13 protein-coding genes and 1 pseudogene are annotated in these 15487 nt (G+C 72.6%); 8 read left to right on the top strand and 6 right to left on the bottom strand.

The genetic code is table 11. From position 1 onward, the window contains the following. The first annotated feature begins 175 nt into the window (after positions 1–175). Positions 176–619 carry a DUF1801 domain-containing protein gene (locus E1300_RS12435; RefSeq protein WP_131757128.1) on the top strand — a complete coding sequence of 148 codons (444 nt, stop codon included), beginning with the start codon at positions 176–178 and terminating at the stop codon, positions 617–619. 10 nt (positions 620–629) lie between these two features. On the opposite strand, the gene E1300_RS12430 is transcribed toward E1300_RS12435, so the two are convergent. Continuing rightward, the gene (locus E1300_RS12430; protein ID WP_131757127.1) at positions 630–1295 is read right to left on the bottom strand and encodes a hemerythrin domain-containing protein; all 666 of its coding nucleotides are present in this window, start codon (positions 1293–1295) and stop codon (positions 630–632) included. A 283-nt stretch (positions 1296–1578) separates the two neighbouring features. Here E1300_RS12430 and rfbA point away from each other — a divergent pair. The 5 genes and pseudogenes from rfbA to E1300_RS12410 form a co-directional block, all read left to right on the top strand. Further along, positions 1579–2445 (top strand): annotated as a pseudogene (rfbA, locus tag E1300_RS12425) (glucose-1-phosphate thymidylyltransferase RfbA); the annotation flags it as partial. Next, complete coding sequence (locus tag E1300_RS53920) at positions 2428–2766, top strand: acyl carrier protein (protein WP_370784753.1); 339 nt, start codon at positions 2428–2430, stop codon at positions 2764–2766. The pseudogene rfbA and the gene E1300_RS53920, both read left to right, overlap by 18 nt. Positions 2767–3135: 369 nt before the next feature. Continuing rightward, positions 3136–5016, top strand: coding sequence for an AfsR/SARP family transcriptional regulator (locus E1300_RS12420; protein WP_131757125.1), 1881 nt, complete (start codon positions 3136–3138; stop codon positions 5014–5016). Between the two features lie 207 nt (positions 5017–5223). Continuing rightward, entirely contained in the window at positions 5224–6387 is a 1164-nt protein-coding gene (locus E1300_RS12415; protein WP_131757124.1) for a sensor histidine kinase, read from the top strand. Next, positions 6368–7048, top strand: coding sequence for a response regulator transcription factor (locus E1300_RS12410; protein ID WP_207399672.1), 681 nt, complete (start codon positions 6368–6370; stop codon positions 7046–7048). Before E1300_RS12415 ends, E1300_RS12410 begins: the two co-directional genes overlap by 20 nt. A gap of 8 nt (positions 7049–7056) precedes the next feature. On the opposite strand, the gene E1300_RS12405 is transcribed toward E1300_RS12410, so the two are convergent. Beyond that, positions 7057–8028: an aldo/keto reductase gene (locus E1300_RS12405; protein WP_131757122.1), complete on the bottom strand. Its 972-nt coding sequence runs from the start codon at positions 8026–8028 to the stop codon at positions 7057–7059. Between the two features lie 231 nt (positions 8029–8259). Next, positions 8260–9108, bottom strand: coding sequence for an alpha/beta fold hydrolase (locus E1300_RS12400; protein WP_131757121.1), 849 nt, complete (start codon positions 9106–9108; stop codon positions 8260–8262). A gap of 223 nt (positions 9109–9331) precedes the next feature. Between E1300_RS12400 and E1300_RS12395 the strand changes: the two genes are divergently transcribed. Then, positions 9332–10159, top strand: a complete 828-nt coding sequence (locus E1300_RS12395) for a helix-turn-helix transcriptional regulator (protein ID WP_131757120.1) — start codon at positions 9332–9334, stop codon at positions 10157–10159. Positions 10160–10169: 10 nt separating this feature from the next. On the opposite strand, the gene E1300_RS12390 is transcribed toward E1300_RS12395, so the two are convergent. Further along, positions 10170–10739, bottom strand: coding sequence for a TetR/AcrR family transcriptional regulator (locus E1300_RS12390; protein ID WP_131757119.1), 570 nt, complete (start codon positions 10737–10739; stop codon positions 10170–10172). A gap of 95 nt (positions 10740–10834) precedes the next feature. Here E1300_RS12390 and E1300_RS12385 point away from each other — a divergent pair, with 95 nt between their 5' ends. Then, positions 10835–12304, top strand: a complete 1470-nt coding sequence (locus E1300_RS12385; protein ID WP_207399671.1) for an MDR family MFS transporter — start codon at positions 10835–10837, stop codon at positions 12302–12304. Here E1300_RS12385 and E1300_RS12380 read toward each other — a convergent pair. Together E1300_RS12380 and E1300_RS12375 are read right to left on the bottom strand one after the other, a co-directional pair. Beyond that, on the bottom strand, positions 12290–13786 hold the full coding sequence (locus tag E1300_RS12380; protein WP_131757118.1) for an FAD-dependent monooxygenase: 1497 nt from the start codon (positions 13784–13786) through the stop codon (positions 12290–12292). The genes E1300_RS12385 and E1300_RS12380 overlap by 15 nt on opposite strands. A 52-nt stretch (positions 13787–13838) precedes the next feature. Beyond that, complete coding sequence (locus E1300_RS12375) at positions 13839–15341, bottom strand: FAD-dependent monooxygenase (protein ID WP_242619107.1); 1503 nt, start codon at positions 15339–15341, stop codon at positions 13839–13841. Positions 15342–15487: the final 146 nt, after the last annotated feature.

Raw genomic sequence — 15487 nt, 5'->3', positions numbered from 1 at the left:
GTGAGCGGGGTGCGCAGCGCGCGGTGAGCCGGGTGCGCGGCGCGCGGTGAGCCGGGTGCGCGGCGCGCGGTGAGCCGGGTGCGCAGCGCGGGGTGAGCCGGGCGCGCCGACCTGTAACCTCGGCCGGGAGACGACTCCTCGGCCATTGACGGGAACGACCTCGACGGAGCTCCGAATGCCGAACAGCAAGAAGGACGCCGACAGGAAATCCGGATCCGGACCGAAGCTGCTCTCCGGCGGCAACCCGCAGATCCCGAAAGGGGAGGGCGACGAGCCGGTGCAGGCCTACATCGCGGCCATGCCCGGGTGGAAGCGCCCGATCGGCGAGCGGCTCGACCGCCTGATCGTGCGGACCGTCCCCGACGTGCACAAGGCCGTGAAGTGGAACCAGCCGTTCTACGGCCACGAGGGCGAGGAGTGGTTCGTCGCCTTCCGCTGCTTCACGCACTACGTCCAGCTCCAGTTCTCGCGCGGGACCTCGCTCGACCCGATGCCGCCGAAGGCGTCCAAGCACGAGGGAATGCGCTACTTCGACATCCACGAGGACGACGAGCTCGACGAGGAGCAGCTCGTGTCGTGGATCGAGCAGGCGAGCAGGCTGCCGCCGAAGGAGAAGTAGCGCGCGGCGGTCACCGCCGGAGTCCCCGCACGCTGCGGACCCTGCGCGCGTACTGGACGCGTCCGACGGTGTGCCAGGCCAGCCGGGCCGGGAGCGGGAGCGAGCCGAGCAGGTGCGCCCGCTCCCGGCGGTCCGCCCCCTCCAGGACCGCGCCCATGAAGAACAGCAGCTTGTCCTTGGGCATGTGCGCGGCGAAGTGCTGCGACAGCCTCTTCCACTCCTCCACGCTCACGTGCTGCTCCACCAGGGGGAGGAGGTTCCGCTCCTCGTCGTCCAGGTGCTCGGTGAGCAGCGCGACGTGCTCGGCCAGCAGCGCGCCCAGCGCGTCGCGCGACTCCTCGTCCGCGTGCTCGGCCCAGGCCCGCGCCGCCTCGGTCATGCGCTCCATGCCGGCGGCGAGCCGCGCGTGCTGCTCCTCCATGCGCCGGACGAGGTCCGCGTCGGCGCCCACGCGGGCCGGGAGCAGCGGCCACAGCAGCTCGTCCTCGGCCGAATGGTGCAGGTGCAGGGCCAGCAGGTAGTCGGCCAGATGGGCGGCGAGCACCCGGGCCCGGGCGGTGTCGCCCGGCCTCACCTCCGGCACCCGGGCGGCCAGCACCCGCGACTCGCGCCGGGAGGCGCGATGGGTCACGACCATCTCGTGGGTGTCGGGACGCTGGCGGGACGCTGTGGCCATCGACGCTCCTCTTGCCGGTCGTAGTCGTACCGCGCGATCGTCGGCCACCGCTCTCGGAACGGGCTTGAACCGGCATGGAGGGCGCCGTGCCCGCCGCGGCCCTCCCGGGGCGCCGTGCCCCGGCGGCCGTTGAGCGCCTCTCCAACCGCGGTTGAGCGCGGTACCGGACGCTGGACGGCACGTTCCCGCGCCTTCCGGGAGGAGGAACATGATCAACGGTACGCGGCTCACCCGGCCGGCCGGCTCGCCGGGACGGCGCCGGGCCCGCGGCGCGCCGGCGGGCGTGACGAAGGGGATCATCCTCGCGGGCGGCACCGGCACCCGGCTCTACCCGCTGACCCGGGTCGTCTCCAAGCAGCTGCTGCCGGTGGGCGACAAGCCGATGATCTATTACCCGCTGTCGGTGCTCATGCTCACCGGCATCCGCGACATCCTGATCATCTCGACGGCCGAGGACGTCCCGCGCTACAGCCGCCTGCTGGGCGACGGGTCGGACCTCGGGGTGCGCTTCTCCTACGCGGTGCAGGACGAGCCCAGGGGCATCGCGGACGCCCTCCTCATCGGCGCCGACCACATCGCGGGCGAACCGGTCGCGCTGATCCTCGGCGACAACGTCTTCCACGGGCACCTGCTCGCCGACATCCTCCGCGAGCAGGCGCGGGACGTGGACGGCTGCGTCCTGTTCGGCTACCCGGTCAAGGACCCGCAGCGCTTCGGGATCGCGGAGACCGACGCCGACGGCCGGCTGCTGTCCATCGAGGAGAAGCCCGCCCGCCCCCGCTCGAACCGGGCGATCACCGGGCTCTACTTCTACGACGGCGGCGCCGTGGACATCGCGCGGCGGCTGCGGCCGTCGGCCCGCGGCGAGCTGGAGATCACCGACGTGAACCGCGCCTACGTGGCCGAGGGCAGGGCGCGGCTCGTCGAGCTCACCCGCGGCTTCGCCTGGCTGGACACCGGCACGCCGGAGGCGCTGACGGCCGCCGGGAACTACGTGCTGGCCCTGGAGGAGCGGCAGGGCCTGCACGTCGCCTGCGTGGAGGAGATCGCGCTGCGCATGGGGTTCATCGACGCCGAGGCCTGCCACCGGCTCGGAGCCGGCCTGGCCTCGTCGCGGTACGGCCAGTACGTCATGGCCGTGGCGAGTTCTGAGTTGTCCGACCGGAGACCTGATCGGAAGCCTGACCGGCAGGAGGCCGCCTTGCAGGAGCTGACCATCGAGAACCTCAAGCGGATCATGCGCTCGTGCGCGGGCGAGGACGAGTCCGTGAACACCGACGGGGACATCCTCGACACGTCCTTCGTGGACCTCGGATACGACTCCCTCGCGCTGCTGGAGGCGGCCGCCGTCATCAAGCGCGAGTACGCGGTGACGCTGGAGGACGACGACATCGACGTGCTGGAGACGCCGCGGGCGTTCCTCGACAAGGTGAACGGCGTGCTCGTCGGCGAGCGGGCGCCCGGCGCGTAGCGCCTCACCCGTACCCCTCCGCCCCCGGCGGCCAATGGTGGCCGCCGGGGGTTCACATGTTTACCGGGGCATCCCCGCCACCGTTCTGTCACAATGGTCGACTACGTCAGCAGAAGGCACGCCCGTACCCGGTTCCCGGGAATTCACGCGCGCACCGCCGAAGCGCTCAAGGCCGGTCGCAAGGATCGGAAGTAGTACAACCTTAGGAGCGGAGCACATCCTTCGGCGCCGCGGAGGGGCACCTATCCGACCACCCGCCGGGCACCTTCTGTGAATTGATCTTGTCATCCCCCGGGGCCGTGCGTAACGTGCTCACGTAGTCGACCTCTGGTCGATCCCGCCATTACTCCCAATTCGAGGGAGAGTGTTGTGCAATTCCGGGTTCTAGGGTCCTTCGAGGTCATCGAGTCGGCCGTCGACATCGCTCCGACCGCGCCGAAACCGCGCCAGGTCATCGCCCTGCTCGCGCTGCGCCGGAACTCCGTCGTCCAGACGTCCGAGCTGATCGACGAATTGTGGGAGGACGACCCGCCGGTGAGCGCGATGACGACCTTGCAGACGTACATCTACAAACTGCGGAAAATCTTCCAGAAATGCGGCGCGGGAGAGATCCTCCAGACGCGGCCCGCGGGCTACATGCTGACCGTCCCGGACGAGGACGTCGACCTCTACTGGTTCGAGCAGGCCATCAAGGAGGGGCGGGCGATCCTCGACCGCGGCGACCCCGTGCGGGCGGCGGAGATCCTGGCGGACGCGCTCGCCATGTGGCGCGGGCCGGCGCTGGTCGACGTGACCGCGGGCACCCTGCTGTCGGCGTACGTGGCGCGGCTGGAGGAGGTCAGGTTCCGGGCGCTGGAACTGCGGATCGAGACCGATCTGCGGGTCGGCCGCCATCTGGAGCTGATCGGCGAGCTGAAGTCCCTCGTGGTCAGGTATCCGCTGCACGAGGGTTTCCATTCATCGCTGATGACGGCCCTGCACCATTCCGGGCGCCGTTATGAGGCGCTCGACGTCTACCGGACGCTCCGCGCGAACCTCGTCGAGCAACTCGGCCTGGAACCGGGCCGCGATGTGCAGCGGTTGCACCAGGCGCTGCTTTCCGCCGATCTGCCGGCGGCATCGGGAAACGGATCGGCTCCGATTCCGGAACCGGGCCTTACCCGTTCCGCGGCCGAGGGCGGCGAGGACATCGTGGCACCGGCGCGGCTTCCCGCGGTGACCGGATTCGCGGGCCGCGAAAGCGAGGTGGAAAGGCTCTGCCGGCGGGTCACGGCACCGCCCCGGGGGCCGCGCGGCACCGGGCGTATCGCCGTCATCAGCGGAATGCCGGGTGTCGGGAAGACCGCGCTGGCCGCGCACGCCGCGCACCGGGTCCGGTCCGCGTTCGGCGACGGGCACCTCTACGCGGACCTCAGGGGGTCGGCCGAGTCCGCACGCGACTCCGCCGAGGTCGCCCACGCCTTCCTCCGCGCGCTCGGCGTGCCCGGGCACCGGATCCCGGAGGGCATCGAGGAGCGCGGCACGCTGCTCCGCTCGGCGACCGCGGGGCGGGACCTCCTGATGGTGCTGGACGACGCCGCGTCGGTGGCCCAGGTGCGGCCGCTGCTCCCGGACGGCCCCGGATGCGCGGTGATCATCACCAGCCGGCGCAGGCTGGAGGGCCTCGCGGGCGCGTGGAACCTTCCGATCGACGTCCTGGACCGGGCGGACGGCCTGGAACTGCTCGCCGGCGTGATCGGCCGCCCCCGCGTCCGCAGGGAGCGGGAGGGCGCCGAGTCGCTGGTCGACGCGTGCGACTGCCTGCCGCTGGCGCTGCGCTGCGTCGGGGACCGGCTCGCCGCGATGCCGGGCTACCCGCTGGCCCGCATGGCGGAGGAGCTCACCCGCTCGCGCCAGCGGCTCCCGGAGCTGCGGTTCGGCGACCTCGACGTGCGGTCGCGGTTCGACTCCAGCTACGAGCGGCTGGGCGACGAGGAGCAGGGCGTCTTCGCGCTGCTCAGCATGCTGCCGTCGGACTTCACCGCCGACGCGGCGGCGGACCTGCTGGGCTGGGACGTGCCCGCGGCGCGGCGGGCCCTGGACCACCTGCTCGACCACCATCTCGTGCGGTCCGTCCAGCACAACGGCTCGGTCCGGTACGGGTTCCCCAAGCTGGCGCGGATGTACGCGCGGGAGCGGCTCACGACCCTCATCCAGGCCCGCGGCGGCGGCCGGCGGGCGGCGCGGACGCCGGCGCCCGCGGCGCGATAGCGGCCGCCGCGGCGCCGCGCGAATGATCCCGGCCGTTCCCGCCGCCTCCCAGTGGCGCGCAAAGTGTCCCGCCCTTACCCCGCCTCACCCGGGCTCCGAAAGAGGGCGGGAATGCGGGCGGTAGTGGATCCTGGTCGCGTCGTCACAGGCGGGTTGAGACGCTCATAACGGCCATAACGGTCATAGCGGCTTACGACGGCAGCGGCTATGGTCAATGCAAAGACGGACTTCTTGCCCACGCGGGGGGACATCGTGGCAGAGTTACCTCCCTGGCGGCCGGAGGCCACCGGCCCGGAGGCGGCTTCCCGACTGGAAGCCCGCCGGGCCGGGATCATGGCGGAGTACGGGCGGGTCCTGGACGAGCCGGGCGGTCCGATCGCGTCCGACGCGGCGGCGCGCCGGCAGCTCATGGCGAACGCGGAGCGGATCCTCACCGACGTCGTCGACAGCCTGCGGGCGGGTACCGTCCGTGTCGACGAGGGCTACAAGCTCACGATCAGGGAGACCGCGGAGGCGCCCGCGCCGCACGGCGTGCAGCCGCGGGAGTCGCTGCGGACGGGGATCGCGCTCTTCGACGTCGTCCAGCGGGAGCTGTTCCTCCACCTGGGGTCCGGGGAGCGGTCGCAACGGCTGCTGATGCTCGCCCTCCGCGCCCTCTACGAGAGCATCACCGTGCGGATCGGCGAGGGGGTCCTCGCCCACGAGGGATATCTGCTCGACAAGATCCACAAGGCGCAGGTGGAGGAGCGGCGCCGTATCGGCCGCGATCTCCACGACCGCGTCGGGCTGTGGCTGAGCGCCGCCTACCGCCAGCTCGAACTGTACGACCTCGACGCGAGCGGGAAGGAGAACTGCCTCGGCACGGAAAAGCGGCTCACCGCCGCTTACGACGCTGTTCGGGAAGCGATGCGAATCCTGCGAGAGATCACATCTGAATTGCGTTTCTGTGAGCCGTCGGATTCTCTGGAGAAGGCGTTGTTAACGGCTTTCGAGGCGGTGGCGACCGGTGACGCGGCCGTCCAGCTCAAGATAAACGGCGACGAGGTATGGGCCCCGCCCGCGGTGAAGGACGAGTCGTTCCTCATCGTCAGGGAGGCCGTCCGGAACGCGGTGGTGCACGGCAGGGCCGGGATCGTCCTGGTCCGCATCGACATCGCGCCGCGCGAGATGCGCATCTACGTCGACGACAACGGCGGCGGTTTCGACCCGCGGCGCACCGCGACCTCCGGCGGTGTGGGCCTGTCCACCATGCGCGAGCGGGCGGAGCTCGTCGGCGGCACGCTCGCCGTGTCGAGCGCGCCCGGCGAGGGCACCCATGTGGAACTGTTCATACCGCTTCCAGGAAGCGAAGATGGCCGCCAAGGATCATAAGACGACCGTTCTGATCGTGGACGACCACGCGCTCGTCCGGGAGGGCCTGCGGGAGATCCTGGACTACCAGGACGACCTGGTCGTCGTCGGGGAGGCGGGCGACAGCGAGGCCGCCGTGGCGCTGGCCGCGGAGAAGCGGCCCCACGTCGTCCTGCTCGACGTCGAGATCCCCGGCGACGACGCCACCACCACGGTGGGCCGCATCCGCAAGCGGTCGCCGCACACGGCCGTCCTCATCCTGAGCATGTACGAGGGCCCGCAGCTGCTGCAGAGCCTGCTGGAGGTCGGCGTGCGCGGCTACCTGCTGAAGAGCGTCACCAGGCAGGACCTGGTGTCCGCGATCCGCAGCGTCCGCATCGACAAGCGGCGCGTCATCGTGTCGGTCTCGCGGGAGAGCATCGCCGCGAACCAGGCGGGCTCGGCGATGCTCCTCTCCGACCGCGAGCGCGAGGTCCTGGAGCTCACCGCCCAGGCGCTGAGCAACCGGCAGATCGCGTCTCGGCTCTCGCTCACGGAGGCGACCGTCAAGCGGCACCTCCGCAACATCTTCGTGAAGCTGGGCGCGGTGTCCCGCATCGACGCCGTCAACAAGGCGGTGGCCGCGTCGCTGATCGAGGTGGGGGAGGGGAAGCGCCAGGGCGCCGAGTCGGCGCACCGTTAGGACGCGCTTCAGGGGACGGCGCGCCCGGCGACCGCGGCGGGCGGGAACAGGGCCGCCAGGTGCTCGCACTCCTCGGGGGTGAGCCGCACGCCCGCCGCGGCCGCGTTCATCTCCAGGTGGAGGCGGTCGCGGGTGCTCGGCACCGGCGTGACGCCGCCGTTCCGGCACAGCAGCCAGGCCAGGGCGAGCCGGGAAAGGCCGATGTCGCGGTCCGCGGCGGCCTTCTCGGCCGCGCGCAGCAGGTCGAGGTTGCCTGGCAGGTTCTCCGGCCAGAAGCGGGGGTCGTCACGGCGGAGGTCGCGGGCGGCGAGCTGGTCCGCCGAGCGGATCCGGCCGGTGAGGAACCCGCGGCCGAGGGGGCGGCAGGCGAAGACGGCGCCCCCCCGCCGCCGGGCGGCGGGCAGGCACTCGGCCTCGACGCGCCGCTCCCACAGCGAGTACTCGGCGGCGAGCGCGGCGACCGGATGCACCGCGTGGGCGCGCCGGAGCTGGTCGACGGAGACCCCCGACACCCCCACGTGCCGGACCTTCCCGGCCGCGACCAGCTCCGCGAGCTCGCCGATGCTGTCCTCGACCGGCACCCGGGGGTCCACGCCGGCGAGGTAGTAGAGGTCGATGTGGTCGACCCCGAGGCGGCCGAGCGAGGACTCGCAGGACCGCCGCAGGTGCCCGGGCGTGCCGTCGAGCCGGGCCCGCCGCCCGCCGGCGTCCCGCCGGAACCCGCCGCACGCCGCGATCACGGCCTCGTCCCGCCGGCCGGCGACGGCCCGCCCGACCAGCCGCTCGACCCTCTCGGCGCCGTGGACGACCGCGGCGTCGATCAGGGTGACGCCGATGTCGAGCGCGAAGCGGATGGTGGCGACGCTCGCCCTGTCGTCCACCGGGCCGGACCGCCCGGTGAGGGCGAGCGTGCCCAGTCCGATGGCCGACCGGCTGATCGGACGGGCCGCACCGGCCGAGCCGAATTCCCTGGCGTGCATCTCCGAGACGATCCGTGCTGAGCGTGCTCGCGGGCCCCATCGCCCATCCCTTGCTCGTCATCAATGATTCACATTGTCGCCGCAGATCCGGCCGCCGGGGGGCGGCAGCGCTCAAAGTGCGGTGCGGGTATCGAAAGGAGAGCGCTCGCGAACCGGTCCGCCCGGCGGCGTCCGACCGCCGGGTATGTCCGGCCGCCTTTCGGGCCCGCGGCGCGCTTCGCCGCCTCGCCGCTACGCCGCGAGGAATTCGGCGAGGGCGCGGGCGATCCGGCCGGGAGCGTTCTCCGTGGGAATATGGTCCGCTTCCGGGATGCGAATGAGCGTGGTCTCCGGGACCTCTGACGCGAACCTCTCGGCGAACCCGACCCGCTCGAACCCGTCGTCCTCGCCCCAGACCAGCAGCTTGGGCACCGGCGACCGCCGCAGCGCGGGGACGAGGTCGAGCGTGTACCGGCTGTCGGCCGCGCCCGCCAGGGCCAGCCAGGAGCGGCGCACCCGCGGATCGGTCCACGGGTCCAGGTACTCGGCGATCAGCGGTTCGGTGGCGGCCCCGGCCAGCGCCGCGGTCACGGCCGCGCGGCGGGCGGCGAGGAGCTCCCCCGCGGCGTCCGCTCTGTCGGCGCCCGCCCCGCCCGCGTTCCCGAACCGGGCCACGTGGGGCGCCGGCCAGGAGTCGTAGAGCACCGAGTTGACGAGGACCAGCCGGGGCACGTCCAGCCGGCCGTGGACGAGCAGGTGCTGCGCGATGGCGCCGCCGATGTCATGGGCCGCCACGGCGACCGGTCCCGAGATCCCCAGCGCGGACGCGAAGCGCGTCACCCATTCCGCGAGCGCCGGGACCGTGGCCGTCTCCGGTGTCAGCTCGCCTCCCGAGCGCCCGAGCCCGGGGAGGTCGACCGCGATGGGGCGCAGCCCCGCCTCCGCGAGGCGGCCCAGGACCGGCAGCCACACCCGGCTCCAGTACGTCCCGTGCAGCAGCAACACGGGCGGACCGTCCCGCTCCACGGTCAGGTAGCTGGCCGCCTCCCCGTCGACCTGCACCGCCGTCCGCAGCACGCCCGCTCCAGTGGGTTCACTCATGGGACCACTGTGACCCGATGGGCCTCGCGCGACCGAGAGTCCGAAAAGACATCTATGGGTACTTTCCTGCCATCGCGGGGACGGCGTTCAACCGCCGTTCTCCGCTGTTGAACGAGGGGGACCGCGGAGACCGAGCACCGTCCCGGCCCGTGCTAGCGCTGTTCGAGCCGACCGCGACGGCCGCGGGCGACCCTGGCGGCCGGCCTGAGCGGTGGGAGTGCGGATGGACAGCGCAGTCGAGAGGGCGATCGAGTGCATCCGGGAGCGGTACGGCGAGCCGCTGTCCCTCGCGGACATCGCGAGGAGCGCCCTGCTCAGCCGCTTCTACCTCGCCCACCGCTTCCGGGACGCGACCGGGATCACGCCCGGCCGGTTCCTCGCCGCGATCCGCATCCACCAGGCCAAGGTCCTGCTGCTGGACACCCCGCTGAGCGTCACCAAGATCGCATCCGCGGTCGGCTACACCAGCCTGGGCTCGTTCACCAGCCACTTCTCGGCCAGCGTCGGCGTCCCGCCCGGCCGGTTCCGCCGCCTCGCGCGGGACGGCGGGTTCGCCGCGCCGGTCCCGCGGACGGACGGCCGGACCGCGACCGGCGCGGTCGCGGGAACGATCAGCCTGCCGGAGGGCCACGGCAACGCCCGCGTGTACGTGGGCGCCTTCCCGACGCCGATCGTCCAGCATCCACTGGCCGCCGGGGTGATCGTGGACGTGCCCGGCGGCCGCCCGTCGTGCTACCGCCTGCCGGACGTCCCGGACGGGCGCTGGTTCGTCCGCGCGGTGGGGGTGGCCGACGGGGTCGGGCCCGACGCATCGTTCCGCCGGAACTCGCTCGTCGGCGGGCACGACCCGGTCACGGTGACCGCGGGCAGCGTCACGAGCGCGGCGGTGCGCCTCCACCGCCCCCGTCCGGCCGACCCGCCGGTCCTGCTCGCGCTGCCCGACTTCGCGCCCCCGCCCGCCTCCGCGGGGATCAGCGGTTGCCCGGTCATCGGCGCGCGACCGGCGCCCGCCGGCGAGCACCACCGCACGGCCCCTCTCACCCCGGCCTAGTTGGGCGCGGTCAGCGCACCAGGGGAAGGAAGATCGTGTCGACGATCTCCTCCAGGACATGGTCGGGTACGGGGGCGAACGTCGAGAGGATCTCGTGGCGCAGCAGGACGAAGGGGAGGGTCTTGACGCGCTCGGTGAGGCGCTCAGGCGCGATCTCGCCGCGGGCGACGGCGCGTTCGTAGAGCGCGTCGAGCGCCGCCGCGCGGCCGGTGGCGACGGGGTCGAACAGGCCGGTGGGGCTTTCGCCCGTCTCGCGGTAGTAGCTGGCCAGGTGGGCGTACATCACGGTGACCAGCTGGACGTGGGAGGTGGCGATCTCCCGCATGAGGGCGAGGAGGTCCTCGCGCAGATTCCCCGTGTCGGGGACGGCGGGGCGCGACTCCTTGAGGACGTGGACGATGGTCGCCTTGACGAGCGCGTCACGGTCGGGCCAGCGGCGGTAGAGCACGGGCGGGCTGGTGCCCGCGCGCTTGACGACGGCGTCCATGGTGAACCTGGCGTAGCCGTTGTCGTTGAGTTCGTCCCAGGCCGCGTCGAGGAGCGCCCTCTCCAGTTCCGCGCCGCGGCGCCGCCGAGTCATCGGATGCCCTCACAAGTTAGATAGATTTGCCTTTCTTAGTGTAGCGGCCTACCCTGACCCGCGTAAGGAAGACTCGTCTATCTTAAGAGGCCGCCGTGAGCACTTCCCGCGAGGCGGGACCCGCCCCCGCCGATCCCGCTTCCGCCGATCCGGGCCGTGTGGACCCCGTCGTGCTGCGCATGGCGATCACCCTGATCGTCGGCGCTCTCGGTGTCGTCTTCGACACCACCATCACCAGCGTCGCCCTGAACGACCTGGCCGAGGACCTCGACGCTCCGCTGTCGACCGTCCAGTGGGTCAGCACCGGCTACATGCTGGCCGTCTTCACCGCCATCCCGCTCGCGGGGTGGGCCCAGGCGCGGCTCGGCGGCCGGCGCCTGTGGGTGCTGGCCCTGGCCGGCTTCCTGGCCGGCTCGGTCCTGAGCGCGCTGGCCTGGGACGCCGCGAGCCTCATCGCCTTCCGGCTCGTCCAGGGCCTGGCGGGCGGCATCATGATGCCGCTGATGTACACCCTGCTCATGCAGGCCGCCAAGGGTCGCGACATCGGCAAGGTGATGGCCGTCATCACCGTGCCCACCGCGCTCGGCCCGATCCTCGGTCCCGTCCTCGGCGGCCTCATCCTCCACCTGGCCGACTGGCGGTGGCTGTTCCTCGTCAACATCCCCTTCTGCCTCCTCGGCGTCTGGCTCGCCCACCGCGACCTGCCCGACGACCGGCCCGCGCCCGATGGGCCCCGCGTGCGCCTGGACGCGGTCGGCCTGTTCCTGCTCTGCCCCGGTTCCGCGGCCGTGCTCTACGGCCTCTCCCGGGTGGACGGCGATACGGGTCTCACCAGTGCCCGGGTCCTCGTCCCGGTGCTCGCCGGGCTCGCCCTGGTCGGGGGCTTCACCGCCCGGGCGCTCACCAGGGAGTCCGCCCCGCTGGTCGACGTGCGCCTGTTCCGGCACCGCTCGGTGGCCTCCTCGTCCACCCTGCTCTTCCTGGGCGGGATCTCCCTGTTCGGGTCGATGATGCTGCTGCCCCTGTACTTCCAGCAGGTCCGCGGCGCGACCCCCCTCGGCGCCGGACTGCTGCTCATCCCCCAAGGAGTCGGCGCCCTCGTCGCCCGCGGCCTGGCAGGTACCTACATGGACCGTGTCGGCCCTCGCGCGGTGGCGCTCGTCGCCTTCGCCTTCGTCGCCGCGTCCACCGTGCCGTTCGCCTTCGTCACCGCCGGCACGAGCGAGGTCCTGCTCACGGCCGCGCTGTTCGTCCGCGGCGTCGCCCTGGGCGCAGCCATGATCGCGCCCATGGGCGCCGCCTTCGTCGGGCTGGAGCACCGGGAGATCCCCGACGCCAGCATGATCACCCGTGTCGCCCAGCAGCTCGGCGGCGCGGTGGGCGTCGCCGTCCTCCTCGTCGTCCTCCAGCGGAACATCGGCGGCGCCCGCACGCCCGGCGCCCTGGCCGCCGGCTTCGACCACGCGTTCTGGTGGGCCGTCGCCCTCACCGCCGCCGCTGTTCCGCTCTGCCTGCTCCTGCCAGGCACTCCTGATCCGACGGCGCGTGCATCAGGCGGGTCGTGAGGCGGTCATCGTCCGGGCGGTGCTCGTGTGAGGGGTGCCGAACCAGCGGTGGATGGCGGTGGTGAGGTCGTGGTGGGTGCCGGGGTGGGTCCAGGCGATGTAGCCGTCGGGTCGGATGAGGACGGTGTCGAGTTCGGGGTGGTGGTCGGGGGGCCAGGTGGCGGTGATGGTGTCGATGCGGTCGGCCCACTCGTCGGCGTGTCGCTCGTGAACCTCGGGCTGGGTGGTGATGAGGAGGCCGCGGGCGGTGTGCAGGAGTTCGGCGATGCGGACGTCGGTGCCGTTGGTGAGGGTGAGGTGCTGGTCGGGTGGCATGCGGCGGCCGAGGAGGGGGTGGTCGCCGGGGCCCATGTCGTAATGGACGCCAAGGCCGCTGAGCATTCCGGCGAGGTGTCCGGCGGCGTCCTTGTGCGCCAGCAGTTCACCGATCACGTCCCGGACCGGGTCCATCTCGTCTCCCGTGAGCCGCAGCTCGATCGCGGCGCGGGCATTGCGCGCGAGCCGCCGTCCGACGGGATGGCGCTCGGTGCGGTAGGTGTCGAGCAGCCCGTCGGGTGCCCGGCCGGTGACCGTCGCGGCGAGTTTCCAGCCGAGGTTCACCGCGTCCTGCACGCCGACGCTGAGCCCCTGCGCCATGGCGGGAGGCTGGACGTGCGCGGCGTCGCCCGCCAGGAACAGCCGCCCGCGCCGGTACTCGGCGGCCACCCGGGACGCGTCGGTGAAGCAGCTCAGCCAGCGGCATCGCGCATGATGGATGGACTCGCCGGTCAGCCGCTGCCACGCGTCCGCCAGCTCGGTGAACTTGAGCGAGTCGCGGTCCCGCGGCGGCATGCCCCGCTCGTGGACGACGACCCTCGTGACGCCGTTCTCCAGATCCATCGACAGGACCATGCTGCCGCCCGGCAGGTTCTCGGGGGTGAGCCGTCGGCGGGTCCGGATCCCGGTGACGTCGGCCGTGTAGAAGCCGCGCGTGGGCTGCGCGCCCGGGAAGTCGATGCCGGCCAGTTTGCGGAGGGTGCTCCGCCCCCCGTCGCAGCCGACCACGTACGCGGCGGTGTCCTCGCCGGGGCCGTGCGGCCCGTCGAAGGCGACCGTGACGCCGTCCGGCGTCTCGCGGAAACCGGTCACCTCGTAACCGCGCCGCACCGGCACTCCCAGCTCGGCCACCCAGTCCTCCAGCATCCGCTCGGTGCGGAACTGGGAGACGCCTCTGACGCTGGAGTGGTCCTCGTCGAGCAGGCGCACGTCGATCCGCACGCCGCCGAGGTGGCTCTCGGTGGACTCCACCTCGCCGAGCCTGCCGAGCAGCCCCCGCTGGTCGAAGCACTCGGCCGTCCGCCGGGTGAAGCTCGCGCCGCGCGACTCCCGCGGCGGGACGGGCAGCCTCTCGTAGACGACCACGCCGGCGCCGCCGAGGCGCAGCTCACCGGCCAGCATCAGCCCGACCGGGCCCGCGCCGACGACGATCACGTCCGTTGCCATGCTTGCGCTCCTGTTCGGTCGGTTCCGGTCGGTCTCGGTGGGTGCGGTCCGGTCAGCGGCCGGACGTCCGGGCGGTGGCCATGGCCCGGGCGGTGTTCGCGTGGGGGGTGTTCGTGTAAGGGGTTCCGAACCAGCGGTGGATGGCGGTGGTGAGGTCGTGGTGGGTGCCGGGGTGGGTCCAGGCGATGTAGCCGTCGGGTCGGATGAGGACGGTGTCGAGTTCGGGGTGGTGGTCGGGGGGCCAGGTGGCGGTGATGGTGTCGATGCGGTCGGCCCACTCGTCGGCGCGAACCGCGGGGTCGGTGGTGATGAGGAGGCCGCGGGCGGTGTGCAGGAGGTCAGCGATGCGGACGTCGGTGCCGTTGGTGAGGGTGAGGTGCTGGTCGGGTGGCATGCGGCGGCCGAGGAGGGGGTGGTCGCCGGGGCCCATGTCGTAGTGGATGCCAAGGCCGCTGAGCATTCCGGCCAGGTGTCCGGCGGCGTCCTTGTGCGCCAGCAGTTCACCGATCACGTCCCGGACCGGGTCCAGATCGTCACCGCCGAGGTAGAGCATCGTCGCCGCCTGCACGTTGCGCATGAGCTGCCGCCCGATCGGGTGGCGCTCGGCGTGGTAGGTGTCGAGCAGCCCGTCGGGCGCCCGGCCGGTGACCGTCGCGGCCAGCTTCCAGCCGAGGTTCACCGCGTCCAGCAGGCCCGCGCTCAGCCCCCACGCGGCCAGCGGCGGGATGGGGTGCGCGGCGTCGCCCGCGAGGAGCACGCGTCCGCGCCGGTACTCCTCGGCCAGCCCGGCCGCGTTGCCGCAGGCCCACGTCCACAGCGGTCGCGCATCGTGGACGGACTCGCCGGTGAGCCGCTGCCACGCGTCCGCGACCTCGGGGAACGTGAGCGCGCCGGGATCCGGGTCCGCGGGCAGGCTCCTGTCGTGGATCACGATGCGGTACCGGCCGGGGCCCTGCGGCGTGCACAGCACCATGTTGCCGCCGGGGAGGCGCTCGCCGATGGGACGCGGACGCAGCCGGACCCCGCTGATCTCCGCGGTGTACATCCCGCGCGTGGACTCCCAGCCCGGCGCCCGGATGCCCGCCAGCTCGCGGACGGTGCTCTGCGGGCCGTCGCAGCCGACCATGTACGCGGCGGTGTCCTCGCCGCGGCCGTGCGGCCCGTCGAAGGCGACCGTGACACCGTCCGGCGTCTCGCGGAGGCCGGTCACCTCGTGGCCGCGCAGCACCGGCACCCCGAGCCCGTCCACCCAGGTTCCGAGCATCTCCTCGGTCCTGGCCTGGGACAGGCCCAGCACACCGCTGTGGTCCTCGTCCAGGAGGTCGAGGTCGATCCGGACGCCGCCGAAGTGCCCCATCCGGCCCCACATGAAGTCGCCGAGCCGCGACAGCAGGCCGCGCTGGTCCAGTGACTCGGCGGCCCGCCTGTTGAAGCCGAGCGCGCGGGACTCGCCGGTCGGGGCGGCCAGCCTCTCGTAGACGGTGACCTCCGCCCCGCCGAGGCGCAGCTCGCCCGCCAGCATCAGCCCCACCGGACCCGCACCGACGACTATCACGCGACCATTCATTGTCCGGCCCTCCCGCAGGCTGCGGTACGAGAAATGCAGCGCCAAGCTACGCGCCGGCGCGTTCAGTTTCCAGGAATGGCGAGCGGGCGCGGACGAGCGCGGTTGAACGGTCTGGGAATTCCGAATCCGCGATG

It is taken from the genome of Actinomadura fibrosa (genome assembly GCF_900659615.1).
GTDB classification, from domain to species: domain Bacteria; phylum Actinomycetota; class Actinomycetes; order Streptosporangiales; family Streptosporangiaceae; genus Spirillospora; species Spirillospora fibrosa.
This window is presented reverse-complemented; position numbering and strand designations above follow the sequence as displayed.